The following is a 23,880-nucleotide window of genomic DNA, read 5'->3' on the forward strand; positions in this document are numbered from 1 at the left end:
AGGATCACTTCGCGGCAAGCCGATCGAGTTGTGCGAGGAAGCCCGGCTCGTCTTCCAGACAGCGCAGATCGAGCACCAGCGCGTCATCTGCGATTCGTCCGATGACCGGCGTCGGCAACTTGCGTAACGCGGCAGCCAGACGCCGCAATGCCGAACCGGCTTTGGCGCTGGTGGGACGACATGTCAGCGCCATGCTCGGAATGATTTCGACGGGCAATGAACCGCTGCCCACCTGGCTCGCAACCGGCGCCACAGTCACTTGCCATTGATCTCCGAGTGCGGCGGCAAGATGTGGCAACAGTCGATTCGCAAGCGCTTCGATGTCGGTGACCGGACGCGTCAACAAGCGCAGCGTTGGCAGCTCCTTAGCCAACAGATCAGGCGTGCGATACGCAAGCAAGGTTCCTTCGAGCGCGGCCAGGACCGGCTTCGACACACGCAGCGCACGCTTCAATGGATGACGTTTGATCTTGTCGATCAACGCCTTCTTACCCACGATCAGCCCCGCCTGCGGCCCACCGAGCAGTTTGTCGCCACTGAATGTCACAACGTCGGCGCCACTGGCGATCGTCTCACGCACCACAGGCTCCTTCGGCAGACCGTACGCAGCCAGGTCGATCAGACTGCCGGCACCGAGATCCATGATGAAGGGCAACTGGTGCTCGTGCGCGATGCGCGCGACCTCGGGCTCCGCAACATCGGCAACAAATCCACTGATCTTGTAGTTGCTCGTGTGGACTTTCATGAGTGCCGCCGTTTTCGGACCGATGGCCTTCTGGTAATCGGCGGCGTGCGTTCGATTGGTCGTGCCGACCTCGATCAGTCGAGTATTGGCACTGCGCATGACATCGGGAATCCGGAACGCCCCTCCGATCTCGACCAACTCGCCACGAGACAGGATGACCTCGCGCTTCTGCGCCAGTGTCGCGAGCACGAGCAACACCGCCGCCGCATTGTTGTTCACGACCGTCGCCGCTTCGGCCCCGGTCAACTCGATGAGAATATCCTCGACCAGGTTGTCACGTTCGCCGCGACCGCCGCTGTCGAGATCGAACTCCAGATTGCAGGCTTCACGCATGGCCATGGAAGCATGCTCGATGGCTCGCGACGACAGCTGCGTGCGACCCAGGTTCGTGTGAAGCACGGTGCCGGTCAGGTTGAACACGCGGCGCAATCGCGGCGTGGCGCGCACCATCAACCGATCCTCGACTCGTCGCGATAACTCCTTGTCACTTGGCGACAGATATTCCGACTCGTGCATACGTGCGCGATAATCGTCGAGCACCGCTCGGATCGCATCGACCACCGCGCCGCGACCGTAGATTTCGCACAGGGGAGCTACGGTGTCGAAACGCACGACGCGATCGACAGAGGGGAAAGGACTGGTCGGCTGACTGGCCATGGATCGGGGTCCGCGTTGCCCTGGTCCCTATCATATCGAGACCGCATGCTCGTAGCGACCGCAGGTCACATCGATCACGGCAAAAACTTCGCTGATCCGCGCGCTCACCGGCGTTGAGACGGATCGGCTGCCGGAAGAGCGCGCACGGGGCATTTCCATCGACCTGGGCTTTGCCTACTGGCGGCCCGACGACGCTCCGATCACCGGCGTCGTGGCAGCGGCGATGTCTGGCGCATCGACGACGAGCGTTTCATGTTGCGCGATCAGGTCGCCGCGCTGGCTGAACGCGCCGCTGCGCTGGCCCGGGACGTGGGGGGCAAGGGCTTCACCGCTGCCCAATATCGGGATGCAATCGGCATCGGCCGCAATCAAGTGATCCGCATTCTCGAATTCTTCGACAGCATCGGCGTCATGCGTCGTGACGGTGACCGCCGCAAAGTGCGGCCCGATTATTTTCTGGTGGTCGGCCAACTGGACAATGCAGCCCACCCAAATGCACCATAGCCGCGGAAGAGAAACATCCCCGGCGGGGTGCCCGGACTTCAAACTCGGAGGAAGGTGCCATGCATCTTCGGCAGGTTCGACTCCTGCCTCTTCCGCCACGTCTTCTCGCCCCTAGGGACGTACTCATGCATCGCCTCGCCCGTCTCGATGAAATTATCGACTCGACTCTCGCGCCGCTCGCTCAGCGCACCGACGAGGAAGGCCGTTTCCCCCGCGAAGTAATTCATGCACTCGGTGAAGCCGGGCTGCTCGGCCTCACCTTGCCGACGCGTGTACGCGGCATGGGCCTGGGGCTGCGCGAAGCCACTGAAGTTGTGTCGCGCATCGCGCAAACCTGCCCTTCCACCGCCATGGTGGTATGCATGCATTATTGCGCCACCGCCGTAGTGAATCAGTTCGGTACCGACGAACTGCGGGAAGCCATTGCATTGGGCAGACATCTGTCGACGCTCGCGTTCTCCGAAGCTGAGTCGCGCAGCCACTTCTGGGCACCGGTGAGCACGGCGCGGGCTGAAGGCAACGATGTGGTACTGGATGCGCGCAAGAGCTGGGTCACCTCGGCATTCGAAGCCGACAGCTATGTCTGGTCGAGCAAACCGTTGGCGGCCGAAGGCGCGAGCACGCTCTGGTTGGTCGATGCGAAGCTGTCTGGTTTGAGTCAGCCTGGCGCATTTGACGGTCTCGGCCTGCGCGGCAACGCGTCCACGCCGATTGCTGCTCGAGGCGTGCGCATTCGGACAATCGATCGACTGGGCGACGACGGCAAAGGCTTCGACATCATGATGGGCGTCGTGCTGCCGTGGTTTTCAACACTGAGTGCCGCGTGCTCCGTCGGCTTGATGGAGGGCGCGCTCACTCGAGCCATCGCTCACGTCGCCGGGACCAAACATCAGCATATCGGTACCTCGCTGGCCGATTTGCCGACCATTCGTGCTTACCTCGCACGCGCCCGCATTCGCACTGATTCCGTCAACGCGTTACTCAGCGATACCGTCGCCGCGATTACCGACAATCGCAGCGATACCATACTTCGCGTTCTGGAAGTCAAAGCGGCCGCTGGCGAAGCCGCACTCGAAGTTACGGACACGGCAATGCGCGTCTGCGGTGGCGCCGCGTTTCGTGGCGAGGCCGGCATCGAACGATTGTTCCGTGACGCCCGCGCTGCAAGCGTGATGGCTCCGACGTCCGACGTGCTCTACGATTTCATCGGCAAAGCGATCACCGGCCTGCCGCTGTTCTGAGGCTCAGCTATGAATCAACCCGATCTCATCATGGGCGCGGTGGCGTACGCCCCCAAAGTCGTCACCATCTGGGAAGGCTTCAAGACCTGGTTCCAGAAACGCGGCTTGCAGTTCGATTATGTGTTGTATTCGAACTATGAAGCGCAGGTCGAAGCGCAGTTCAATGGCTCGATTCATCTGGCCTGGAACTCACCGCTTGCGTGGGTACGTGCGGATCGTATCGCCCGCAGTCTCGGACAGTCCGTGCAAGCAGTGGCGATGCGCGATACCGACCGCGACCTTCGCTCAGTGATCGTCACGAGAGCCGACAGTCCCGTGCAGAGCATCGCCGACCTGCAGGACCGGACGCTCGGTGTCGGCGCGATCGATTCGCCGCAAGCCACGTTGATTCCTTTACATCACTTGCGCTCGGCCGAGGTCGTCGATGGTCGCGATTTCCAAGTCCGTCGTTTCGACGCGCTGGGCGGCAAGCACGGCGACCACATCGGCGGCGAACGCGACGCCGCCCTCGCATTGTTGCGAGGTGAGATCGACGCGGCCTGCATGATCGACGGCAACCTCCTCGCCTTCGGGCTCGACGGCACCCTGCCCGCCGGCAGCACGCGCGTGATCTCACAGACCAGGCCTTACGATCATTGCAACTTCACCACCAGCCCCGACGCCCCGGCCTACGCGATCTCACAGTTCGTCGATCTGCTGCTGTCGATGCGTTGGGACGATCCAAAGGTGCGCCCGCTGCTCGAACTGGAAGGTTTGAAACAATGGCTGCCGGGACGAACCAGCGGCTACGCCGCGCTCGAGCGCGCAGTCGACGAAGACAACTTCTATGGACCCGACGGCAGCATCCGCAACGCCGAGTATCGATACTGAAGCGCTCGGCCTGGACGAAGGCGCCCTGCTCCTCGTCCGCCGCGCTTTGGCGCAAGTGCCGGTTGGTGGCAATCTGCTCGCTCGCGGTCGCGCGCCGAATTGGGAATTGCATCTGACCGCGTGGTGTCGTCAGCAAGGCCATGCGATCCAGACATCGGCGCTATCCGATGGAGTTTGTGAGGCGATCGTCACACGCGGCCCGTGGGCGGAAGGCCGCTGGCGCGACGCGCTGACTGCAGGTCAGAGCCAATTGCCCGCGCCATCGGCCAAGCCCGAGTGGGGGCTGGCGGCACGCGGCGCCACGGTTGAAGCCGGCAGTCCGGCATTCAACTTCACCCTGAGCAATCGCGACGAACTGTGGGCCACGACGGCCGATGAGATCTACGCCCAAGGCGTCGCGGCTCAATGGGATCCGCAAACCGCCATCGATTGGGATACGCCGTTCGAAATCGATCCCGAGATCGAAGCCGCCGTCGTTCAAGTCATGACATTCCTGGTCGAGAACGAGAATGCGGCGCTCATCGTGCCTGCGCGGCATCTCGGTCAGCTCCATCCGCACTATCGCGAAGTACAGCAGGTGCTCGCGCTCCAATGTGCCGACGAAGCACGACACGTTGAAGTCTTCACGCGCCGTCTCGGCATGCGCGGACGGCAGCCGATGCTGTCGACAGCCGGCGGTCAGGCCTCACTGCGCACGTTGTTACAGGCGCCCGACTTTTCCTCCGCGACCTTTCTGCTGTCGGTGCTCGGCGAAGGCACGTTCGTGAACCTGCTCAGCTTCCTCCATGAGTACGGGCCCGACCCAGTGACGCGTCAGATCTGCCGGCTCGCCGCGCGCGACGAAGCGCGTCACGTCGCCTTCGGCATGGCGCATTTGAAGTATCGACTCTCGGTCGAACCCGACTATCTGGCCCGGCTGCAGAACGCCATCGAACAGCGCCACGAAGCGCTGGCGCCTACGTCGGGCTTGAATGAAGAAGTCTTCGACGCCTTGATTCTGATCGCCGCCGGCTCCCTCACGCCAGCCGCAATCGCACGCGGATACGCAGCCGTTCAACGACTCAAACTCGACATGGCCGCGGGCCGCAAATCCCGGTTGTTACATCTGGGATTTCCGGCCGATCAGGCCCAACGCCTCGCGGACCTGCACACCCGCAATTTCATGTGAGCGTCGAGCCGCTGACGCTCTCGTAGCGCTTGCCCAAGGTGTACGCGATCGGGAACCAGATCAGACACACCACGGCACCGAAGATCGCCAGCCCCGTCACGCCGAACGGCAGGATGAACGAGCTGACCCACGCCGAGCTCACGTCGCCGAAGCGGTACACCACCGTGTCGATGACGTTCTTCGCTTTGTATTTGCTTTCCTGATCGACGACCGTGAACAGCATTTCACGCGTGGGCTTGGCTACGGCGTATTCGGCGACGCGCCGGGTGATCTGAATGCTGGCCAGCACGAGCAGCACCGGCGACAGAATCGCCGCGAAGAACGCGATCACCATGATGATCGGATTGACCAGCAGCCCCGTCGTCACGCCGAAGCGCGAAATGATACGCCCGGTGCCGAACAGCTGAATGAAGACGGCGGTGCTGTTCACGATCAGATCGATGGTCGCATACGCCTGGGTGCGCGCCTCGCGGCTTTCGAACGATTTGGTGATCAGGTCGCCGAGCTGGATATAGACGACCGTGGAAATCCAGGTCATCAGCAACAGGAACGCGGCGAGCAGCAACAGGTAACGCGATTTCATCAACAGCTTGAAGCCGTCCAGCGGATTGCCGGCGAGCTTGTGATCGAGCGTGGTCCGCTGCGCCTCGACCCCGGCGGCGATCATGCGACTCTTCTCCACCGAGAGCATGTGCACCAGCATCGCGGTCAGGGCGAAACCCGCGGCCGAGATCAACATTAAATTCTCGTTACCTAGCGACTTCACCAGCAAAGTCGCGGTCGCCGGCCCGACGATGCCGCCGATGGTGCCGCCGGCGGCGACGAAACCGAACAGCCGTTTCGCCTGGGTGCGCGAGAACAGATCGGCCATGAACGTCCAGAATACGGAAATGATGAGCATGTTGAAGGTGCTCACCCAGATGTAGAACGCGGCCGCCACCCAGCGGTCTTCTTCAGCGCCAAATTCGAAGGCGGCATAGAAGCCGACGATCGATAGCGCGACCACGCCGTAGATCCAGGGCAGGAACGTCGACAGCTTCACGCGCGACGCCATCCACGAGTACAGCGGCGCGACCAGGAAGCTCACGATGAACGTGCCGGTGAACAGCTGCTGGATGTTGTCCATGCCGTACACCGTGCCCATGGCGTCGCGCACCGGCTTGATGACGGAATAGCTGCCGAACAACAGAAAGAAAAACGTCATGCTGAGCACGACGGCCCGCATCTCATACGCTTCGATGACCGAGGCCGATTTGAAGAACCGGGCCACTCCGGAGGTCGGGCTGTCGTTTACTACTTGCATTGTCACTCGCAGTTACGCGCTTTACGCGGACGGGCAACCAAGTAAGACCCCACGAATCCACCGGGAGCCCCCATGTGGCGCGCCTGGGGGGCCACCCCCTAAGGTCCTGCCGGGATTGACTGTAATCGGCTAATCTATGCCGCGTCATGCAGAGCGACCCCAAGCCGACCAACGATAAGAATGCAGCGCTGGATGCGCTCGACCAGCAACTGCTGGGGCTGTTGCGTGTGAATGCCCGTACCCCGACTGCGACGCTGGCGAGAAAGCTGGGCGTTTCCCGGGGCACCATCTCGAACCGGCTGGCCCGGCTGGAAGCCAATGGTGTGATCGCCGGCTATTCGGTGCAGGTCCGTGCCCACTCGCAGCCGACGGGCATCAGGGCCTGGATCAGTATCGCAGTGGACGGAGACAAGACCCGCGACGTGGTGCAACGTCTATTGGGCGAGCCCTCGGTGAGCTCGCTTCACGATACCAACGGTCGATGGGATCTGCTGGCCGAGGTGCACGCCGCTTCGATCGCCGAGCTGTCCGAGGTGCTGGAGCGCATCCGGAAGATCAAAGGCGTCGGTAACACCGAGACCAGCATCCACCTGCAAACATTCAGGCTGACTTAGGCCGCCCGTCGCATCCGGCCGCGCTTGCCGGCGCCGAGCGTGCCGCCGAACAGATCTTTCGGATCGTCCAGATCCGGCACCAGATCGATCTGACGACAGAACTCCGGACGCTCGCGGGTCAGCTCGTTGAGGAACTTCAGTGCCGAGTAGTCCTCGAGCGCGAAGCCCACCGAATCGAACACCGTGATTTCACCGTCGGCGCCGCGCCCCGGCCGTACGCCATTGACGACATCGGCAAACTCGGTGACGGAGAATTCCGCCGGCATCTGTTGAATCTCGCCTTCGATGCGCGACTGAGGTTCGTACTCCACGATGACGCGAGCATCGGGCCGCCGCAGAATGTCCGCGTGCAGCTCGGTCTTGCCGGGGCAGTCGCCGCCGACGGCGTTCAAATGCATTCCAGGGGCGACCATGGACGGCGTCACGATCACAGCGTTGCGCTTGTCGGCGGTGACGGTCGTGATGATGTCGGCGCCCAACGCCGCTTCCGCGCTGGAAGTCGCATGAACCAACGAAACGCCTCGGAACTCCGGCATGCCACGCAGATTTTGCGCGAGCTTCGCGGTCGCTTGCGGATCGACGTCGTACATGCGCAGTTCGGTGATACCCAGCATGCGCTGGAACGCGATGGCCTGAAACTCGCTCTGAGCGCCGTTGCCGATCAACGCCATCTTCCTGCTGTTGGGCCGTGCCATCCACTTCGCCGCCAGCGCCGACATGGCGGCGGTGCGAAGCGCGGTGGTTATCGTGAGCTCGGACAGCAACACCGGATAGCCCGTGGAAACTTCCGCCAGCACGCCGAACGCGGTGACGGTCAGCAGGCCGAGGCTGGTGTTCTTGGGATGACCGTTCACATATTTGAATGAGTACAGATCGCCGTCGCTGATCGGCATCAACTCGATGACGCCGACATCCGAATGACTGGCGAGCCGCGCCGACTTCTCGAACTGACCCCAGCGCCGATAGTCCGACTCGATCTGAGCGGCCAGCCGCTCCATGAATTCACCCGGTCCGATCTGGTTCACCAGGTGCTGAATGTCCGCGATGCCGACGTAGTCGACCATGCTGCTGCCCTCGCCCAAATGCTTGTTATGCAAGTGGTTATGGTAGGAAGGCCGCGCGTCATCCAGAAGCAGGCAGGCTGCCCGGTCGGGCCGGGTTTATTGACGAAACGACAGCACTTTTTGACGTTCCGGCAGCGGCGGGTAGCGATGCCACAGATCGTTCACCGCCGCCGCGACCCGGGTCTCCAATGCCTCGCTGACACAGATCGTGGTCATCGCCGAGCGGATTTCGCCATCCCAATACGGATCCAGCGACTCTTGCTCCGGATCCTGACGGAGCACGATCACGGGCGTGAAACGGGTGCGTGGATCGATGCGCATTCGGGCGATGACGCCGGCGGCAGGAATCAGTGGCAGCTCTTCCGCCAGCAACACCAGATCCGGCACGGGCGGATCGACGGTCAACAAGCCGCGATGAAACAGGAAGCGCACCGCTTGCTCGCCATCTTTTACACGGAGCACCGACGCCTCTGGGAGATGTCGTCTGATGCCCTTCGCGATCACGGCCCAGTCAGCGCCGCAGGGTTCCGCTACGAGTACATTGATATTCATAATCGCTCATCGGTGTCCCACTCATTCATGAACACGAATTGGCGATGCCACTGGTTGCACCCGAGGCACTCCGTACCCTGCGTCGGTATTTGCGGGATGCAACCAACCCTCGACGCCAACTCGTCGCGATAAAACTCCGGTGCGCCGTGGTTGTTCCGTATCCGCCTCACGCATGGGCCGGCAGCACATTGGCGTTCAGGCGGAACAGATTCGTCGGATCGTATTTGGTCTTCAACGCCACCAGCTTCTTGTAGTTGCCGCGATAGTTGGCGTTGATGTCGCTCGCGGTCGCCTCTCGTGGCATGTCATTGATGTAGAACCCGCGAGTGAACTTCTCGAGCGTCGACCAATACTGTTTGGTCGCGGCGATGTGATCGGTTGGATCGTCGCCATGACGCCAACCGCTCATGGTCATCATGTTGGCAATCGCATACCGGTTTGCGAAGGCCGTTGCGTCCTCGGGCACGCGACCGCAGGCGCCGCCGCAATGCTGGAAGAACACCGCCGTCGTCCGGCGCGGGTCGCCTTTGAGTCCATCGACCAATGCCGAGATCAATTCTCCCGGCACCGTCGAGATGAATCCGCCTTTGATGTAGGTGCCCAGCATGCGCGCATCGGCCCAATCGCCGGATCGTTGCAGTTCGACGTAGTCCATCGACTTGAGCGTGTCGCTGGTCGGTGTACCGATCTTTCGCAGCGGCGCCAGCGCACGGTCCGCGTCCTTCGCCGGGCCGCTGTAGCAAACATCCAATTGCGCCGCGCCCGGCCCGCCACCCGGCGGCAGCACGATGACGGGATCGAAGTACAAATCGTCCGGGGCCTTCGGCGCGTAGTCCGCGTACATCGTGAGCAGATCGCGTGCCTTTTCAATCGGAAACGACAGCCGCCCTCCGACGACCTGCCGCTGCATCGGATGCAAATTGAATTCGAAGTTGGTGACGACGCCGAAGTTGCCGCTGCCACCGCGCAGCCCCCAGAACAGATCCGGGTTCTCTTGCAAACTCGCGTGGCGCAACTTCCCATCCGCCGTCACCACGTCCAACGAGCTCAGATTGTCGATGGCCATGCCATAGCGGCGCGCGATCCGTCCGAAACCACCGCCGAGCGTCAACCCGCCCACGCCGGTGTGAGACACGGTGCCCAGTGGCGTAACCAATCCCTGCGCCATCGACTCACGATCGACCAATCCGAGCAGGCTTCCTCCCTTCACCGACACTCGGCGCCCGGCTGCATCCACCGTCGCGCCGCGAAAGTCCTTGAGATCGATCTGCATTCCGCGCTCGCAACTCGACTGTCCCGAATGACTGTGACCGCCGCATTTCACCGCCAGCAACAGGGTGCGTTCGCGTGCGAAGCTCACCGCTTTCTGGATATCGGCAACGTCGGTCGGCTGTACGACGAGTGCGGGATGTTTGTCGAAGGAAGGATTCAACAACAGACGCGCCTCGTCGTAACCTGCGTCGCCCCGCAGGAGCAACTGGCCTTGCAGCGCTTCGGCGAGCTCACGAACCTCGGCACTGCGCAGCGTGATGGCGCTGCCATCGACAGTGACTGCGGGAATATCGGGAGTCGGTCCGGAGCGGGCCAGCGCCGGCACGAACCTCAAGGTCGGCAGCACGGCGGCAGCCAATAGCGTTGATCTCACGAACTCGCGGCGTTGCATAGAAGCCCCCAGCGTTGGTGCGCGGCACATTTGTTCTTATGGTCTTGGCCCCGAGTAGATGCGCCTGCGCTCGCGAATGCAACCCGCGCTGTTACTACTGTCTTTCGTCAGGGTGGGCGCCGATGACGATGAGCTTGTCGTCGGCCTGGATGCGCAGATCGCTTTCCCAGAAACTGTGGCTTTTCCGGTCACGTACAACGCGCAGAATCAGTGCCCGACTCTCGAATGGACGACTGGCAAGAGAGTCAGGAAGACCGCTGCGACATCTCGAGTCGCAGCCACGCACGAGCGTGCGTCCACTCGCGTTCCACTGTTTCATCGGAAATGCCCAGTACCTGCGCGGTCTGCTCGACGGTGAGGCCGTCGAAGCAACGCATGGCTACGATTCGCGCCTGGCGAGGATCCAACGATTCGAGGCGGGATAGCAGCTCGTCGAGCGCGTCCATGGTATCCGCGTCGTCACGCCGGTAGGCCCGCCTTTCCCTGGCGCGCGCCGCGCGAAAGCGACGCATGGCGGTCGCCGCGAGCGAAAAGAACTGCGCTCGCTCCTGCCAGTCGACACCGGCAGACTTTACCGGTTCGTCGGGCGGTTGCGAGTCGCGCTCGCGCCTATCTCGCAGCCTGCGTCGCATGGTTCGGCCCCCAGAACCACTCGATGCGAGCTTTCCGTCGCTGCTCCCGCAACCATGCATCGAACAGATGCGTCACGACGGCGCTTCGCAATTGAGGATTGCGGTCCGCCGGCTCGACGGAAACGATATTGATCACCAGGCGCGCATCGCCCACCTCGATCGGGCCGAGCAAGTCCCCGACGCGCAGTGACGTGGAATCATCGTTGATTCGAGCTGCCAGACGATGACGCACTTCTTTACGATAGAAAAATTGAGTGCGACCGCTGCCGTCCGCGAACACCGCGTCTTCCGCCGCATGCAGGAACGACTGCGAGCCATTGCGCACAACATCCGCAACCTGCCGGGCGACTCGTGGATCTGATGTCTGCAACACGCGGGTGTTGATTGCATCGAACGTATTCCGATGCAACTCGAGATGACGTTCGACGTCCTCGCCGACGATCAGCTCCCGCAGCTTGGCGGCCCGCGCCAGTCGCCCGGCCAGATCCGTCAGGCCTTGCATGCTCATCCCACTTTCCACAAGCCAGGCATGCGTATCAGCGGCGGTCAGCAGCCCACGACGCCGGCGAATATCGTTCACCGACGCTTGCACCTCGGCCTGGCCGACTTCGATCTGGCGACGCTCCAGCTCGGCCTCGATCAAACAACTGTCGATCAACCGCTGCATCAGCGGCTTGCGCTGCCAGAGCAAATCGAGATGCCGGATCGCGTTTTCCACGGGCATCACGGTGCCGTTCACACGTAGCAGTTCGGAGTCGCGCCACGGCTGCAAACCACGCAGCGCCCAAGGCAACGCGTCGTCGTGACAGACGCTAAGCGAGACGGTGCCTTCGAACCCTGGCGGCCGGATCAACGCGTCGTAGTGACGCGAGCCGTCGAATGGCTGCTCGTCCCAGATCAGCTCGATGGATGCAGTGGGATGACGCGAGCGCAAGGCGTCCACGCGACCGTGAGCATGCGACGGCGCGATGCCTTCCCTGGAAATCCCTTCGAGGCACGACAGAACATCCGTCACTACCGAGTGATGAGTCTCAAGCATGAGCAAGCTCCGCGACGGGCAACTGATGCGCGCGCATGGGGGACATGAGAAGGTCGGCGATGGCGTCGCTGATCGGCAGTCCCGCGATCTGTTCGATCCAGGCGTACTCGCCGGCTGAATTGAGCTCGAGGAATACATAGCGATCGTCCGGTGTCAGGATCAAATCGATCGTGCCGTAGGTGAGACCGAACTGAGCGACCAGCTGCACGCAGCGGTCCGCGACGTCGCGCGGTAACTGGTGCGGGTGATGCGGCGTGGAGCCGAGATCGTAACGTCGCCAGTCGAAGTGGGTACGATTCGTCTTCTGCGAATGAATCTCCGCGGCGAATACGCGATCGCCGACGACGGTCACGCGCAGCTCGAGACGTTTTGGCACGTACGCCTGAAAGACGATGGGCGACAGGCTCACCGATTCGGCATGCATGACGTCACGACGCGTGACGCCGCAGGTCAGCCGCGAAAACTGGGTACCCCTGCGCTCTCTAAGAGACAGATTCGCGGTGATCTTATGAATCAGACGCCCCTCCTGTTCCCGATACAGATCGAGGAACTCGCGGGGGTCGTTGGTGAATATGGTGGGTGCGATGTCGAAGCCCAATGCTTTGGCACGCGCCATGTGGGTCGGCTTGCGTTGCGCGGTCCGCATGACTGTCGGGCTGCCGGGCAGCATCAGACAGTCCATGCTCTCCCATAGCGCGCTCAAAAACTCACCGCAATCCCGCTCGACGACCGCTCGCACTTCCTCATCCGTGATCGACGGATGCGCGACCGAAAGACTGGGCCGCCGGAACCAGATGGAGGTGAGCTCTTCGAAACGCACCACCTGACCGTCGACTCGCAGCGCATAACGCGGCATACCGTCCCGATACGACACAGTGATGCGCGCTTCCGAAGGAAAGCGGCCCGAATCGAATATCAGAACATTGACGCCGCGGCTGCGCAGGCGTCTTTCGACAGCCTGAGCGGTCGGATCGTCGGCAGTGGATACGATGAGAATCATGGGTTACTCGTCAGCGCTCGGAAAAGCGCGCTCCGCTGCAACGACGGAGCGCGCCCGATCATCTATCGATCAGGGGTAAGCCCACTCGTCGGGCTTGGCGTTCGGGCCGGAAACCCAGGTGGGGATCATGCGCTGACCGCCAGTCACGGCCTGCAGCTCCTCGCTGCTCAGGTCCGTGCCCACGGGCTGCTCCAGATCCTCGATCTCGATACGCACTTGGTTATTCATCGTCTTGCTTCCCTGAATGACTCGTCAGTGGTCCAAGAGCGCGCGCCGCCGTCGCAGCGGTGGCGCGCGCCCCGATCATCGATCGATCAGTTCTTGATGTCCCACTCGTCGGCCTTGCCCTGCGAGCCGCAGGTCCAGGTCACTTCCATGCGCACGCCGCCGGTCACGGCCTGCAGCTCTTCGCTGCTCAGCTCGGTGCCCACGGCCTGGTCCAGATCCTTGATCTCGATACGAACTTCGTTATTCATAGTCCTGATTACCTGATTGAGTGAATTGAATTGCAACGGGCCTGCTGCGCGAGGCCCTCCCCCTCGGAAGGGAGGCGTGTCCGGACGCGCGGCAGGGCCCTTGCGCGCGAGTCCGGGACATTCGGTAGTGCGATGATCCGGCCCGCCATGGCGATGGTTTCCGGACGATGCGCAATGATGATTCGGGTCAGTGCCAGCGACTGCACGGCTTCGTTCACGCCGCGCTCGCAGTCGACGTCGAGATGGCTGGTGGCCTCATCGAGCGCCAGGATTTTCGGTTGTTTGTACAGCGCACGAGCCAGCAGCACCCGCTGCTTCTGGCCGCCGGAGAGCGCGTCGCCCATGTCGCCGATGAGCGTGTTGTAGCCCATGGGCATCGACAGGATATCGTCGTGAATCACGGCGAGCCGCGCGCAGTCCTCGATGCGGGCCTGATCGGAATTGGCGTCGAAGAAACAAATATTGTCGGCGATGGAACCCGCGAACAGCTTGTCCTCCTGCATCACCGCACCGATCAGATCGAGATGCGCCGGCGCCAGCTGCGCGATGTTCACCCCGCCGATCAGAATTTCACCTTCGCTCGGAGCGACCAGACCGAGGATCAACTTCAGCAGCGTCGACTTGCCGCAGCCCGACGGACCGACGATGGCAACCGATTCGCCAGCGGCAATCCTGAAACTCAGGTTGTGGAGCACCGGCGGAGTGAAGCTCGAGTAGCGGAACGTGACATTACGGAACTCGATATCCGCGGGCAGCGTCGACGCGATCTCAGTGGCGGCAACCGGCTCCGGCTCCGCGAGGGCGATGTCGGCCACGCGCTCGGCGTGTAGTCCCAACATCCGCAGCTCGACGAACTTGTCGGTGAATGCACCGATGCGGGTCACGAACGTGGTCTTGAACGAGACGAACGCGAACAGCATGCCGACGGTGAACTGAGCATCGAGCACCAGCAGCGCGGCAATCCAGATCACCGCGATGTTCTCGACGCCGAACAGTGCGCCGTTCAACGCCCGATACAGAATATCCAGCCGCTCGGTGCGGATTTCGGCATTGAAGTTACGAACCAGCAGATTCTCGTGAATGGTGCGCCGGTGCGCCTGGCGATTGAACAGCTTCACGCTCTGGATGCCGCGAATGGTCTCCAGGAAGCTGCTCTGCTGATTGGCGGCGTGGGTGATCTGCTCCTGCTGAGCATGGAACAGCGGGCGATACAGCGCCGCGCGCAACAGGGCGTAAAGCACAGCGGCAACGCACACGATGGCGGTGAGCGTGCCGCTGTAGGCAAACATCACGATGAGCGTGATGATCGCCATCAAGCCGTCGACCAGCGCCTCGACGAAGCTCGAGGTGAGCGTGCGCTGAATGGCATTGAGGGACTCGAAGCGGGACGACAGATCGCCGAGGTGACGCTTCTCGAAGAACGACATCGGCAGCCGCAACAGATGCGCGAACAGGTTCGTGATCATCTGCGCGCTCAGGCGCATTTCCAGCACCGTCAGCACCCAGGAGCGCGCGGCTGTAACGCCGACATGCACCAGCGCAACCATCAGAAAGCCGATGCCGAGCACGGCGATGAGATTGCGGTCGGCCGACACCACGGCGTTATCCACCACCAGCTGCGTGAAGAACGGCGCCAGGATGGTGAGCACTTCGAGCGCCAGCGCCATGCTGAAGATCTGACCGAGCGTGCCCTTCATGCCGCGCAAACGACCGAGCAGTTGAAGCACCGAAACCTTCTGACGATCCTGTTGCGGCTGGAACTCTTCGAGCCGCGACAGCTCCAGACAGACACCCGTGTAGTGTGGCGACATCTCAGCGAGCGTCAGCAGTCTTTCGCCGCTCGCCGGATCGTGGATGATCGCGCGGCTGCCCCGCATGCCCGCGAGCACGACGAAATGATTCAGGTTCCAATGCAGGATCGCCGGCGCGGTCACTCGCGGTAACGCTTCCAGCTCCACCTTCAGTGGCCGCGAGCCGAGTTGCAGCTGAGTCGCCACCTGCATGATGTGAGCGAGAGTCGCGCCCTGCATGGAGAGTGCGTGGCGACGACGCAGCGACGCCAGATCGATATCGTGACCGTGATACGCGGCCACCATCGCCAGACACGCCAGCCCGCATTCGGCGGCTTCTGTCTGCAGCACGACCGGCGTGCGTCGTTTTCCGGAGAAGTTGAGTTGCATGGCTGGGCGACTCACATCCGCTTGGTCACGGATTGCAGCGGCTCGATCGCCCACTCGATGAGGCGGCGGCGCTCCAGCGAGAGGTCGGCATCGAGCTGCATGCCGGCCTGCAGCGGGAAGTTCATCGCGCCGGTCTCGACCTGTTGCGAGGTCAGGCGCACCGTCACCCGATAGAACGGCTGATTCGTGTTCACCGGCACGTCCAGGTCCTCGGGCGACATCAAGGTGCGCGCAATTTCCACGACTCGACCATCGAAGCTGCCGAAACGCTGGTACGGGAACGCCTGGTAGCGCATCCACACCTGGTCGCCGATGTCGATGAAGCCGATGGAACTGCTCGGCACCAGCAACTTCGCCTGCAACTCCGCATCCTTCGGCAGGATGGCGAGCAGCGAGGCGCGATCAGTGACGGTCTGGCCGATCTCGCCCGAGATCGCGGTGACGGTGCCATCCGCCGGCGCGGTGATCACGATCGATCGGCGCGATTGATATTCGGCGCGCTCCTGAGCCAGCGCCAGGGTTTCACGCTCGATCTCCGACAGGCGCTGACGTGCACTGATCTCGGTGGTCGCGAGCTCCTGGCGATGTTGTTTGATCTCGCGCTCGAGCTGAGTGCGGGCACGGCGCAGTTCCACCAGCCGGGACTGCTGTTCGAGCATGTCGGCGTTCTTCTGGTCCGCGTCGATCTGCGATACGAAGCGCTGGTCCAGCAACTCGGCGTGACGACGCGCGATCCGCTCGGCGCTGGCGGCGCGCTGTCTCTGGAGCGCAAGCGAATCGTCCAGTTCCTGCAACTCGCGTTCCTGGCTCGCCACCGATTCGCGCAGCGAATTGGCCTGCACCGTCGCGAGCTTCTGCTGATCGGCACGCTCCGCTTCGAGATTCTTCAAGCGCTGCTCGAGCTGCGCGATGGCGGTCGCCTGGGTTGCGGCAATCTGCGTCGATGCCCCTTCGGGGGAGACCACGAACAGCTCATCGCCCCGATGAACTTTCTGACCCTCGGCAACACGCCGCTCCATGAGCGTGCCCGCTTGCGGCGCATACACTTTGATGAGGCCGGCGCTCGGCGCGAGATAACCCGGCACCTGTGCCTTGCGGGCCAGCTCGCCGAAGCAGGCAAACATCAGCAGCGCGAGGACGATACCGACGCAGACCGCGGTCAGACGCGGATACGAAACCGGGTGCGCCTCCAGCGACTCGCCGACCAGGGACAGCCGGCGCGCATCGATCGCTTCCTGACGGAACAACGCCGGGCGGGGACGGCTTGGCGATGTGTTGACGGCTTGCATACCGGGTTGAAGCGGAATGCGCCGTCGGACTGGCTCAGGTTATTGATTGTCCTTAAGGATGAGACGTCGGTCACGGCCATTGGACGTGAGTCGCCGTCACGCGATCTTCCGCACCGGCTGGCGATAGCGCTGCGCCATCTTCTCCATCGAGATTGGCTCGATCTTGCCGGCCTGACCCGCCGAGCCAAACGCTTCGAAGCGCGCCCGGCAGATTTCTCGCGCTGCCGCCGTGGCCTGACTCAGGAACTTGCGAGGATCGAACTCACCCCGATCCTGGTTCATCAGGCGACGCATCGCGCCGGTCATCGCAATTCGAATGTCGGTGTCGATGTTCACCTTGCGCACCCCATTGCGGATGCCTTCCTGGATCTGCTCGACCGGCACCCCATACGTTTCCTTGAACTCGCCACCATGCTCACGAATGATGGCCAGCCACTCCTGAGGCACCGACGATGAGCCATGCATCACCAGGTGCGTGTTCGGAATGCGTTCGTGAATCTCCCGGATGCGCGAGATCGCTAGAATGTCGCCGGTCGGCCTGCGCGAGAACTTGTACGCGCCATGCGACGTGCCAATCGCGATGGCCAATGCGTCGACGCCGGTCTGCTCGACGAAGTCCGCGCACTGCGCCGGATCGGTGAGCAACTGATCGCGACTCAAAACACCCTCCGCGCCAACGCCATCCTCCTCACCCGCCATGCCGGACTCGAGCGAGCCCAGGCAACCGAGCTCGCCCTCCACCGACACACCGACGGCATGCGACATCTCGACGACCTTGGCCGTGACCCGTACGTTGTACTCGTACGGTGCAGGGGTCTTCATGTCCTCTCGCAGCGAGCCATCCATCATCACGCTGGTGAACCCCGAGCGGATGGATCCGATACACACGGCGGGACTGGCGCCGTGATCCTGATGCAGAACGATGGGAATGTGCGGCCACGTCTCCACGGCGGCGAGCACCACATGACGCAGGAACGCCTCACCCGCGTACTTGCGCGCCCCGGCGGAGACTTGCAGGATCGCAGGACTATCGGTCTCGTCCGCGGCCTGCATGATCGCCTGCACCTGTTCCATGTTATTGACGTTGAACGCCGGCATGCCGTAACCGTGCTCGGCGGCGTGATCGAGCAGTTGTCGCAATGACACGAGGCTCATGACAATCCCCCGCTGGATATCAAATCACCGATTTGACGGCGTCGACGACTCGTTCGGGCACGAACTCGAAATACTTCATCAGATCGGACGCCGGCGCCGATTCGCCGAAGCGATCGAGGCCGATCACCCCGCCGCGGCGTCCAACGTACTTGCGCCAGATATCCGTCACGCCCGCTTCGACAGCGACGGCGGGCAACTCCATCGGCAGTACCAGAGCGCGATAGTCGGCGTCCTGACGATCGAACACTGTGGTCGAAGGCATCGAGACGACGCGAACCGGAATTCCTTCGTCCGCCAGCCGCTTCCGTGCCTCGACGGCCAGCCCGACCTCGGAACCCGTCGCGATGATCACCGCGCGCGGCTCAACATCCGGTTCAACGAGCACATAGCCGCCCCGACGAATGTTCCCAATCGCAGCCGGGTCGCGATTCTGGAAAGACACGTTCTGCCGACTGAGCACCAGACTCGTCGGACCCTCCTCGCGCTCGATCGCCGCGGTCCACGCGACCACGGTCTCCAAAGTGTCGCAAGGCCGCCAGACCTCCATGTTCGGAATCAACCGCAACGTCGCGACGTGCTCGACCGGTTGATGGGTCGGGCCATCCTCACCCAGACCAATCGAGTCGTGCGTGAAGACAAAGATCGAACGGATCCGCATCAACGCCGCCATGCGCAGAGCGTTGCGACAGTAATCCGAGAACGTCAGGAACGTTCCGCCGTAGGGAATGAATCCGCCGTGCAACGCCAGGCCGTTCATGATCGCGGCCATGCCGAACTCACGCACACCGTAGTAGAGATAGTTGCCGCCGCTTTTGCTGGTAATTGCGCGCGACCCCGACCACAACGTCAGATTCGATCCGGCAAGATCGGCCGAGCCGCCGATCAACTCCGGCAACGACGGCGCCATGCCTTCGATGGCTTCCTGCGACGCCTTGCGTGTCGCCACGGTCGCGGCCTTCGCATGCGTTCGCGCCATCAACCGACGAGCGTTCTCCGCAAAGTCGTCCGGAAGCTCACCTCGCATGCGACGCTCGAGCTCACGACTCGATTGCGTGTGTGTGGCTGCGTACGCCGCCAGCTTCTCGCGCCAGGCGCTCTCGTAAATCGCCCCTGCCTGCCGGGCATCCCACAACTCATATATATGGGCCGGGATCTCAAAAGGACCGTATTGCCAGCCCAACGCCTCACGGGTGGCGGCAATCTCCTGATCCCCCAGCGGCGAGCCATGCGCATCGTGCGTGCCGGCCTTGTTCGGCGAGCCCTTGGCGATGACGGTCTTGCAACAGAGCAGCGACGGCTTGTCTGTCACCGACTTCGCGGCGCGAATCGCGTTGTCGATGGCGTCGCTGTCGTGACCCTCCACGTTCGGCACGACATGCCAGCCGTAACTTGCAAAGCGCCGGGGCGTGTCGTCGGTGAACCAACCCGCAACATGGCCATCGATGGAGATGCCATTGTCGTCATAGAACACGATGAGCTTGCCGAGCCCCAGCGTGCCCGCGAGCGAACAAGCCTCGTGCGAGATGCCTTCCATCAAGCAGCCGTCGCCGAGGAACACATAGGTGTGATGATCGATGATCTCGCAGCCCGGCCGATTGAACTGCGCGGCGAGCACCTTCTCCGCGATTGCCATGCCCACGCCATTCGCGATGCCCTGCCCCAACGGCCCGGTCGTCGTCTCCACACCGGGCGTGATGCCGTACTCGGGATGTCCCGGCGTTCTCGAATGCAGCTGACGGAATCGCTGCAGCTGTTGCAGCGGCAGGTCGTAACCCGTCAGATGCAGCAGCGAGTACAACAGCATGGAGCCGTGCCCATTCGACAGCACGAAGCGGTCGCGATTGAACCACTCCGGATTCGCGGGGTTGTGACGCAGATGACGTTGCCACAACACTTCGGCGATCTCGGCCATGCCCATCGGCATGCCGGGGTGACCGGAGTTTGCTTTCTGCACGGCATCCATCGCCAGCGCACGAAGCACGTTGATTCCTTCGTGACGCGGCCCTAGTGGGCGCGGCCTCGATCTCTGTGGGTCGACTTCGGCGCTCATGGTATGGCCCTCAGTGCACGAGTTCCGCTGCGGGGACGCACGCTCAGCTCCATGATCTCGCTCACGTCGCTGACGATGGCATCCGGCCGCAGCTCCTCCAGCGGCTGATCGCGGTGATAACCATAGTCCACCGCAACGACGCGACATCCCGCCGCATGCGCCGCTTGAATATCGGCGCGCGAATCGCCGACCAACAACATGTCGATGGGCTCGATTTCAGCCTGCGAACAGGCCGAATACAGCAGCGACGGGCTCGGCTTTCGATCCTCCGGACGATCGGGACAGAGCAAGGCGGTGAAGAAGCCGCTCAGTCCCGCCAGCTCCAGCAACGGCTGCGCGAACTTGCGTTCCTTGTTGGTCACACAGCACAGCGTGAGACCGGCCGCGCGCAGCGTGTGCAATGTCATCACCACGTTGGGATAGATACGGCTGCGCTGAAACACCCGTTGCCCGTACAGATTCCGGAACAACGTCGAGGCCATCTCCAGTATCGGCGCATCCGGCGTCACACCGGCCTGCGTCAGTACCTTTTTGACGAACTCATCGATCCCCGCGCCGATCAAGCCAGGAATGCGCTCGTCCGGCAGTGGCCGGCCACCCAGCATGACCAGCATCATGTTGGCCGCCGCGCCCAGATCCGGCGCGGTGTCGATGATCGTGCCGTCGAGATCGAACGACACGGCGGCGACGCAATCGATGAGCTTCGGCATGGGGACCTCGAGTCAGAGAGTGGGCTCCAGCAGTGCGTGCTTGGTCCGTTGCGACCGGCGTGCCAGCGACTCCTTGCGACGCTCGATCAGCCGCAGAATCATCGGCGTGAAAATCAACTGCAGCGCCAGGTCCATCTTGCCGCCGGGACAGACGATGGTGTTCGAGCGGGACATGAACGAGTCGTGCAGCATCGCCAGCAGGTACGGAAAGTCGATGCCCTGCGGGTTCGCGAATCGAATCACCAGCATCGATTCTTCCGGTGTCGGAATGAACCGCGCGATGAACGGATCGGACGTGTCGACGACCGGCACGCGCTGAAAGTTGATGTGTGTGCGGGAGAACTGCGGGCAGATGTAATGAACGTAATCATGCATTCGTCGCAGAATCGTGTCGGCCACCGCCTCCGTGGAATAGCCGCGTGTGGATCGGTCGCGGTGTAACTTCTGAATCCATTCGAGATTGATGACCGGCACGACCCCGATCAGCAGATCGACATGCTTCCAGATCTGAATGCCTTCATGAGCTGCCGCGCCGTGCAAGCCCTCGTAGAACAGCAGGTCGGTCGTATCGGGCAACTCCTCCCATGCAGTGAATGTGCCCGGCTTCTGTCCGTACGGCGCAGCCTCCTGATCGTCGTGCAGATACCTGCGCCGCTGTCCTCGACCGTTTTCGCCGTAGCTTCTGAACAGTCCGTCCAGCTCGGCGAACAAGTTCGCATCCGGCCCGAAATGACTGAAGTACTGATCGCCGCGAGTGAGCGCATCCGCCATCTGCTGCTTCATGCCCGCGCGGTCATAGCGATGAAAGCTGTCGCCTTCCACGAACGCGGCCGTGATCGATTCGCGCCGGAAGATCTGCTCGAAGGTCCGCATGACCGACGTCGTGCCGGCGCCAGAGGAACCCGTACATGCGATGATGGGATGGGTGGCTGACATGACCGTGACCTATGCTGGAGTTCTGAGCACGCTGCGGGTACCGAACAACGGCGCCTTGAATTCAAAGTCGTTGCACTCGGCGTGATAGCGCTCGATGCGCTCCACTTCCGCGCGTGCTCCGAAGATGAAGCCGATGCGCTGATGCAGGCTGTCGGGTTTGACGGTCAGCACCGGTTCGCGGCCCGTGCTGGCGCGCCCGCCCGCCTGTTCGATCAGAAAGCCGAGCGGGTTGGCTTCGTACAGCAGTCGCAGACGGCCAGGCTTGGTCAGATCCCGCCGATCGCGGGGATACATATAGACGCCGCCACGCATGAGAATGCGATGAGCTTCAGCCACCACGGCGGCGACCCAGCGCATGTTGAAATCGCGACCGCGGGGGCCCGCCGCCCCTTCCTGACATTCGCGCACATAGCGCGTGATCGGCGACTCCCAGTAACGTGAATTGGATGCATTGATCGCAAACTCCGAGGTGGTTTCCGGAATGCGCAGATCCGGATGGGTCAACATGAACTCGCCGATCTCACGATCCAGCGTGAACCCGTGCACGCCGCGTCCCGTGCTCAGCACGAGCATGGTGGACGGCCCATAGATCGCGTATCCCGCGCACACCTGCTCGGTGCCCGGCTGTAAAAAATGCTCCTCGGACGGGTCCGTGACACCGTCAGGACAGCGCAGCACAGAAAAAATACTGCCGACGGCGACATTCACATCCACGTTCGAGGAGCCATCGAGTGGGTCGAACAGCAACAAATATTGGCCAGTGGGATACTCCGCGGGAATCGAATAAGGCTTCTCCATCTCTTCGGACACCATGCCGGCCAGTTGACCGCCCCACTCATTGGTACGAATGAAGATGTCGTTGGTCAGCACATCCAGCTTTTTTTGAACCTCGCCCTGGACGTTGACGACGCCGGCATCGCCATAGGCGCCCGACAGCGCGCCCTTGCCGATGAGCGTCGCGATCCGCTTGCACGCCAGGCGCACGTCATTTACCAGCGCGGTGAAGTTGCCGGTCGCATTCGCGTGACGGCGTTGTTCCTCGATCAGGAATCGGGTCAGCGTTCTGGGCGCGGGCGTCGTCATGGTTGCAATTCTCCCTGTCGTCCTGGGGGTGGGGTCTCGGCGAACACGCGGCTGGCTCGTATGTCCGCCGCTTCGATCGTCATGAGATCGTTCCTCGCGAGCGACGCGTCACGCCTGTTGAACAAGCGGCTGGCTTGTCGCAACCGTGCGCGGTCCAGCGCATTGCGAATGGATCGGGCATTCGCGAAATGCGGCATCGTCTGTCGGCGCTCGATGTATTCCTCCAGCGCGGTCCGGGCCTCGGCGCTGAGCGAGTACTGCATCTGATCGAGCATCAGGTCGGCGATGGCGAGCAGCTCCGCCGCCGTGTAGTCCGGGAATGCGATGTGATGCGCGATGCGCGACGACATCCCGGGGTTGCTACGGAAGAAGCGATCCATGCGGTCTTCGTAGCCGGCCAGAATCACGACCAGATCGTCGCGATGGTTTTCCATTTCCTGTAACAGGATTTCGATGGCTTCCTGGCCGTAGTCGCGCTCGTTCTCCGGCCGATATAAATAGTAAGCCTCGTCGATGAACAGCACGCCGCCCATGGCGCGCTTCAGCACTTCGCGAGTCTTGGGCGCGGTGTGGCCGATGTATTGTCCGACCAGGTCGTCGCGAGTCACGGCGACCATGTGACCTTTGCGCACGTAGCCGAGTCGATGCAGGATCTCGGCCATGCGCAGGGCGACGGTGGTCTTGCCGGTGCCGGGGTTGCCGGTGAAGCTCATGTGAAGCGAGAGTGCTTCAGTACTCAGGCCGGCTTGTTTGCGCAGGGTGTCGACCAGCAAGAGTGCGCAGATGTCCCGAATGCGGGTCTTCACGGGAGCGAGCCCGACCAGCTCGCTCTCCAGCTGCTCGAGCACGTCGGCGACGTGCGAGTCGCGGAAGGCGGCTTCGAGATTGAAGGCGTCTGTGTGTTTGAGCACAGAATTCATTAGGAAGGACCCTCACCCCAACCCCTCTC

Annotated in this window: 23 protein-coding genes, 1 tRNA gene and 1 pseudogene; 7 read left to right on the top strand and 18 right to left on the bottom strand. The window is 62.4% G+C overall.

Annotation, left to right across the window (positions count from 1 at the left end; translation table 11 throughout):
• Positions 1 to 4: 4 nt before the first annotated feature.
• Entirely contained in the window at positions 5 to 1,402 is a 1,398-nt protein-coding gene (gene selA, locus EKO19_RS01860) for an L-seryl-tRNA(Sec) selenium transferase (protein ID WP_129774708.1), read from the bottom strand.
• Positions 1,403 to 1,447: 45 nt separating this feature from the next.
• Here selA and EKO19_RS39690 point away from each other — a divergent pair.
• From EKO19_RS39690 to EKO19_RS01880, 6 genes and pseudogenes are all read left to right on the top strand, one after another.
• A pseudogene (locus EKO19_RS39690) lies at positions 1,448 to 1,616 on the top strand (GTP-binding protein); the annotation flags it as partial.
• 38 nt (positions 1,617 to 1,654) lie between these two features.
• Entirely contained in the window at positions 1,655 to 1,906 is a 252-nt protein-coding gene (locus EKO19_RS01865) for a SelB domain-containing protein (RefSeq protein ID WP_129774709.1), read from the top strand.
• Positions 1,907 to 1,910: 4 nt separating this feature from the next.
• A tRNA-Sec gene (locus EKO19_RS38110) sits at positions 1,911 to 2,004 on the top strand.
• A 27-nt stretch (positions 2,005 to 2,031) separates the two neighbouring features.
• Positions 2,032 to 3,147 carry an acyl-CoA dehydrogenase family protein gene (locus tag EKO19_RS01870; RefSeq protein ID WP_129774710.1) on the top strand — a complete coding sequence of 372 codons (1,116 nt, stop codon included), beginning with the start codon at positions 2,032 to 2,034 and terminating at the stop codon, positions 3,145 to 3,147.
• A 9-nt stretch (positions 3,148 to 3,156) separates the two neighbouring features.
• Positions 3,157 to 4,017: a phosphate/phosphite/phosphonate ABC transporter substrate-binding protein gene (locus EKO19_RS01875; RefSeq protein ID WP_129774711.1), complete on the top strand. Its 861-nt coding sequence runs from the start codon at positions 3,157 to 3,159 to the stop codon at positions 4,015 to 4,017.
• Positions 3,974 to 5,185, top strand: a complete 1,212-nt coding sequence (locus EKO19_RS01880; protein ID WP_129774712.1) for a ferritin-like domain-containing protein — start codon at positions 3,974 to 3,976, stop codon at positions 5,183 to 5,185. Before EKO19_RS01875 ends, EKO19_RS01880 begins: the two co-directional genes overlap by 44 nt.
• On the opposite strand, the gene EKO19_RS01885 is transcribed toward EKO19_RS01880, so the two are convergent.
• Complete coding sequence (locus EKO19_RS01885; protein ID WP_129774713.1) at positions 5,178 to 6,488, bottom strand: NTP/NDP exchange transporter; 1,311 nt, start codon at positions 6,486 to 6,488, stop codon at positions 5,178 to 5,180. The genes EKO19_RS01880 and EKO19_RS01885 overlap by 8 nt on opposite strands.
• A 188-nt stretch (positions 6,489 to 6,676) precedes the next feature.
• Between EKO19_RS01885 and EKO19_RS01890 the strand changes: the two genes are divergently transcribed.
• Positions 6,677 to 7,102, top strand: coding sequence for an Lrp/AsnC family transcriptional regulator (locus EKO19_RS01890; protein WP_129775954.1), 426 nt, complete (start codon positions 6,677 to 6,679; stop codon positions 7,100 to 7,102).
• Here the strand turns inward: EKO19_RS01890 and EKO19_RS01895 are convergent.
• The 16 genes from EKO19_RS01895 to cbbX form a co-directional block, all read right to left on the bottom strand.
• Entirely contained in the window at positions 7,099 to 8,166 is a 1,068-nt protein-coding gene (locus tag EKO19_RS01895; RefSeq protein WP_129775955.1) for an ornithine cyclodeaminase, read from the bottom strand. The genes EKO19_RS01890 and EKO19_RS01895 overlap by 4 nt on opposite strands.
• Before the next feature lie 96 nt (positions 8,167 to 8,262).
• Positions 8,263 to 8,628 carry a response regulator gene (locus tag EKO19_RS01900; protein WP_129774714.1) on the bottom strand — a complete coding sequence of 122 codons (366 nt, stop codon included), beginning with the start codon at positions 8,626 to 8,628 and terminating at the stop codon, positions 8,263 to 8,265.
• Positions 8,629 to 8,884: 256 nt separating this feature from the next.
• Positions 8,885 to 10,381, bottom strand: a complete 1,497-nt coding sequence (locus EKO19_RS01905) for an FAD-binding oxidoreductase (protein ID WP_157995071.1) — start codon at positions 10,379 to 10,381, stop codon at positions 8,885 to 8,887.
• Positions 10,382 to 10,626: 245 nt separating this feature from the next.
• On the bottom strand, positions 10,627 to 11,013 hold the full coding sequence (locus EKO19_RS01910) for a sigma-70 family RNA polymerase sigma factor (protein WP_157995072.1): 387 nt from the start codon (positions 11,011 to 11,013) through the stop codon (positions 10,627 to 10,629).
• Positions 10,991 to 12,052, bottom strand: a complete 1,062-nt coding sequence (locus tag EKO19_RS01915) for a TIGR04500 family putative peptide maturation system protein (RefSeq protein WP_157995073.1) — start codon at positions 12,050 to 12,052, stop codon at positions 10,991 to 10,993. Before EKO19_RS01915 ends, EKO19_RS01910 begins: the two co-directional genes overlap by 23 nt.
• On the bottom strand, positions 12,045 to 13,052 hold the full coding sequence (locus EKO19_RS38115) for an MvdC/MvdD family ATP grasp protein (RefSeq protein WP_157995074.1): 1,008 nt from the start codon (positions 13,050 to 13,052) through the stop codon (positions 12,045 to 12,047). The genes EKO19_RS01915 and EKO19_RS38115 overlap by 8 nt, the downstream gene beginning before the upstream one ends.
• A 69-nt stretch (positions 13,053 to 13,121) precedes the next feature.
• Positions 13,122 to 13,280, bottom strand: a complete 159-nt coding sequence (locus EKO19_RS38120) for a hypothetical protein (RefSeq protein ID WP_157995075.1) — start codon at positions 13,278 to 13,280, stop codon at positions 13,122 to 13,124.
• An 86-nt stretch (positions 13,281 to 13,366) separates the two neighbouring features.
• On the bottom strand, positions 13,367 to 13,528 hold the full coding sequence (locus EKO19_RS01920; protein WP_129774717.1) for a bacteriocin: 162 nt from the start codon (positions 13,526 to 13,528) through the stop codon (positions 13,367 to 13,369).
• A gap of 8 nt (positions 13,529 to 13,536) precedes the next feature.
• Complete coding sequence (locus EKO19_RS01925; protein ID WP_129774718.1) at positions 13,537 to 15,708, bottom strand: peptidase domain-containing ABC transporter; 2,172 nt, start codon at positions 15,706 to 15,708, stop codon at positions 13,537 to 13,539.
• Between the two features lie 11 nt (positions 15,709 to 15,719).
• Entirely contained in the window at positions 15,720 to 16,997 is a 1,278-nt protein-coding gene (locus EKO19_RS01930) for an HlyD family secretion protein (RefSeq protein WP_129774719.1), read from the bottom strand.
• Positions 16,998 to 17,093: 96 nt separating this feature from the next.
• A complete protein-coding gene (gene fba, locus EKO19_RS01935; protein WP_129774720.1) occupies positions 17,094 to 18,152 on the bottom strand; it encodes a class II fructose-bisphosphate aldolase in 1,059 nt (352 codons plus the stop codon).
• Positions 18,153 to 18,171: 19 nt separating this feature from the next.
• A complete protein-coding gene (gene tkt / locus EKO19_RS01940; RefSeq protein ID WP_129774721.1) occupies positions 18,172 to 20,202 on the bottom strand; it encodes a transketolase in 2,031 nt (676 codons plus the stop codon).
• Complete coding sequence (gene gph / locus EKO19_RS01945; RefSeq protein WP_129774722.1) at positions 20,199 to 20,912, bottom strand: phosphoglycolate phosphatase; 714 nt, start codon at positions 20,910 to 20,912, stop codon at positions 20,199 to 20,201. Before gph ends, tkt begins: the two co-directional genes overlap by 4 nt.
• A 12-nt stretch (positions 20,913 to 20,924) precedes the next feature.
• Positions 20,925 to 21,848 carry a phosphoribulokinase gene (locus EKO19_RS01950; protein WP_129774723.1) on the bottom strand — a complete coding sequence of 308 codons (924 nt, stop codon included), beginning with the start codon at positions 21,846 to 21,848 and terminating at the stop codon, positions 20,925 to 20,927.
• Positions 21,849 to 21,857: 9 nt separating this feature from the next.
• The gene (locus EKO19_RS01955; RefSeq protein ID WP_129774724.1) at positions 21,858 to 22,931 is read right to left on the bottom strand and encodes a class 1 fructose-bisphosphatase; all 1,074 of its coding nucleotides are present in this window, start codon (positions 22,929 to 22,931) and stop codon (positions 21,858 to 21,860) included.
• The gene (gene cbbX / locus EKO19_RS01960; RefSeq protein ID WP_129774725.1) at positions 22,928 to 23,851 is read right to left on the bottom strand and encodes a CbbX protein; all 924 of its coding nucleotides are present in this window, start codon (positions 23,849 to 23,851) and stop codon (positions 22,928 to 22,930) included. Before cbbX ends, EKO19_RS01955 begins: the two co-directional genes overlap by 4 nt.
• Positions 23,852 to 23,880 lie beyond the last annotated feature (29 nt).

Origin of the sequence: Peristeroidobacter soli (genome assembly GCF_004138485.1) — a bacterium.
Lineage (GTDB): Bacteria > Pseudomonadota > Gammaproteobacteria > Steroidobacterales > Steroidobacteraceae > Steroidobacter > Steroidobacter soli.

Bases quoted from the DNA above. Each gene is read 5' to 3' on its own strand.
- selA (WP_129774708.1), bottom strand. From the start codon at position 1,402: ATGGCCAGTCAGCCGACCAGTCCTTTCCCCTCTGTCGATCGCGTCGTG.
- EKO19_RS01865 (WP_129774709.1), top strand. From the start codon at position 1,655: ATGTTGCGCGATCAGGTCGCCGCGCTGGCTGAACGCGCCGCTGCGCTG.
- EKO19_RS01870 (WP_129774710.1), top strand. From the start codon at position 2,032: ATGCATCGCCTCGCCCGTCTCGATGAAATTATCGACTCGACTCTCGCG.
- EKO19_RS01875 (WP_129774711.1), top strand. From the start codon at position 3,157: ATGAATCAACCCGATCTCATCATGGGCGCGGTGGCGTACGCCCCCAAA.
- EKO19_RS01880 (WP_129774712.1), top strand. From the start codon at position 3,974: ATGGACCCGACGGCAGCATCCGCAACGCCGAGTATCGATACTGAAGCG.
- EKO19_RS01885 (WP_129774713.1), bottom strand. From the start codon at position 6,488: ATGCAAGTAGTAAACGACAGCCCGACCTCCGGAGTGGCCCGGTTCTTC.
- EKO19_RS01895 (WP_129775955.1), bottom strand. From the start codon at position 8,166: ATGGTCGACTACGTCGGCATCGCGGACATTCAGCACCTGGTGAACCAG.
- EKO19_RS01905 (WP_157995071.1), bottom strand. From the start codon at position 10,381: ATGCAACGCCGCGAGTTCGTGAGATCAACGCTATTGGCTGCCGCCGTG.
- EKO19_RS01910 (WP_157995072.1), bottom strand. From the start codon at position 11,013: ATGCGACGCAGGCTGCGAGATAGGCGCGAGCGCGACTCGCAACCGCCC.
- EKO19_RS01915 (WP_157995073.1), bottom strand. From the start codon at position 12,052: ATGCTTGAGACTCATCACTCGGTAGTGACGGATGTTCTGTCGTGCCTC.
- EKO19_RS38115 (WP_157995074.1), bottom strand. From the start codon at position 13,052: ATGATTCTCATCGTATCCACTGCCGACGATCCGACCGCTCAGGCTGTC.
- EKO19_RS38120 (WP_157995075.1), bottom strand. From the start codon at position 13,280: ATGAATAACCAAGTGCGTATCGAGATCGAGGATCTGGAGCAGCCCGTG.
- EKO19_RS01920 (WP_129774717.1), bottom strand. From the start codon at position 13,528: ATGAATAACGAAGTTCGTATCGAGATCAAGGATCTGGACCAGGCCGTG.
- EKO19_RS01925 (WP_129774718.1), bottom strand. From the start codon at position 15,708: ATGCAACTCAACTTCTCCGGAAAACGACGCACGCCGGTCGTGCTGCAG.
- EKO19_RS01930 (WP_129774719.1), bottom strand. From the start codon at position 16,997: ATGCAAGCCGTCAACACATCGCCAAGCCGTCCCCGCCCGGCGTTGTTC.
- fba (WP_129774720.1), bottom strand. From the start codon at position 18,152: ATGAGCCTCGTGTCATTGCGACAACTGCTCGATCACGCCGCCGAGCAC.
- tkt (WP_129774721.1), bottom strand. From the start codon at position 20,202: ATGAGCGCCGAAGTCGACCCACAGAGATCGAGGCCGCGCCCACTAGGG.
- gph (WP_129774722.1), bottom strand. From the start codon at position 20,912: ATGCCGAAGCTCATCGATTGCGTCGCCGCCGTGTCGTTCGATCTCGAC.
- EKO19_RS01950 (WP_129774723.1), bottom strand. From the start codon at position 21,848: ATGTCAGCCACCCATCCCATCATCGCATGTACGGGTTCCTCTGGCGCC.
- EKO19_RS01955 (WP_129774724.1), bottom strand. From the start codon at position 22,931: ATGACGACGCCCGCGCCCAGAACGCTGACCCGATTCCTGATCGAGGAA.
- cbbX (WP_129774725.1), bottom strand. From the start codon at position 23,851: ATGAATTCTGTGCTCAAACACACAGACGCCTTCAATCTCGAAGCCGCC.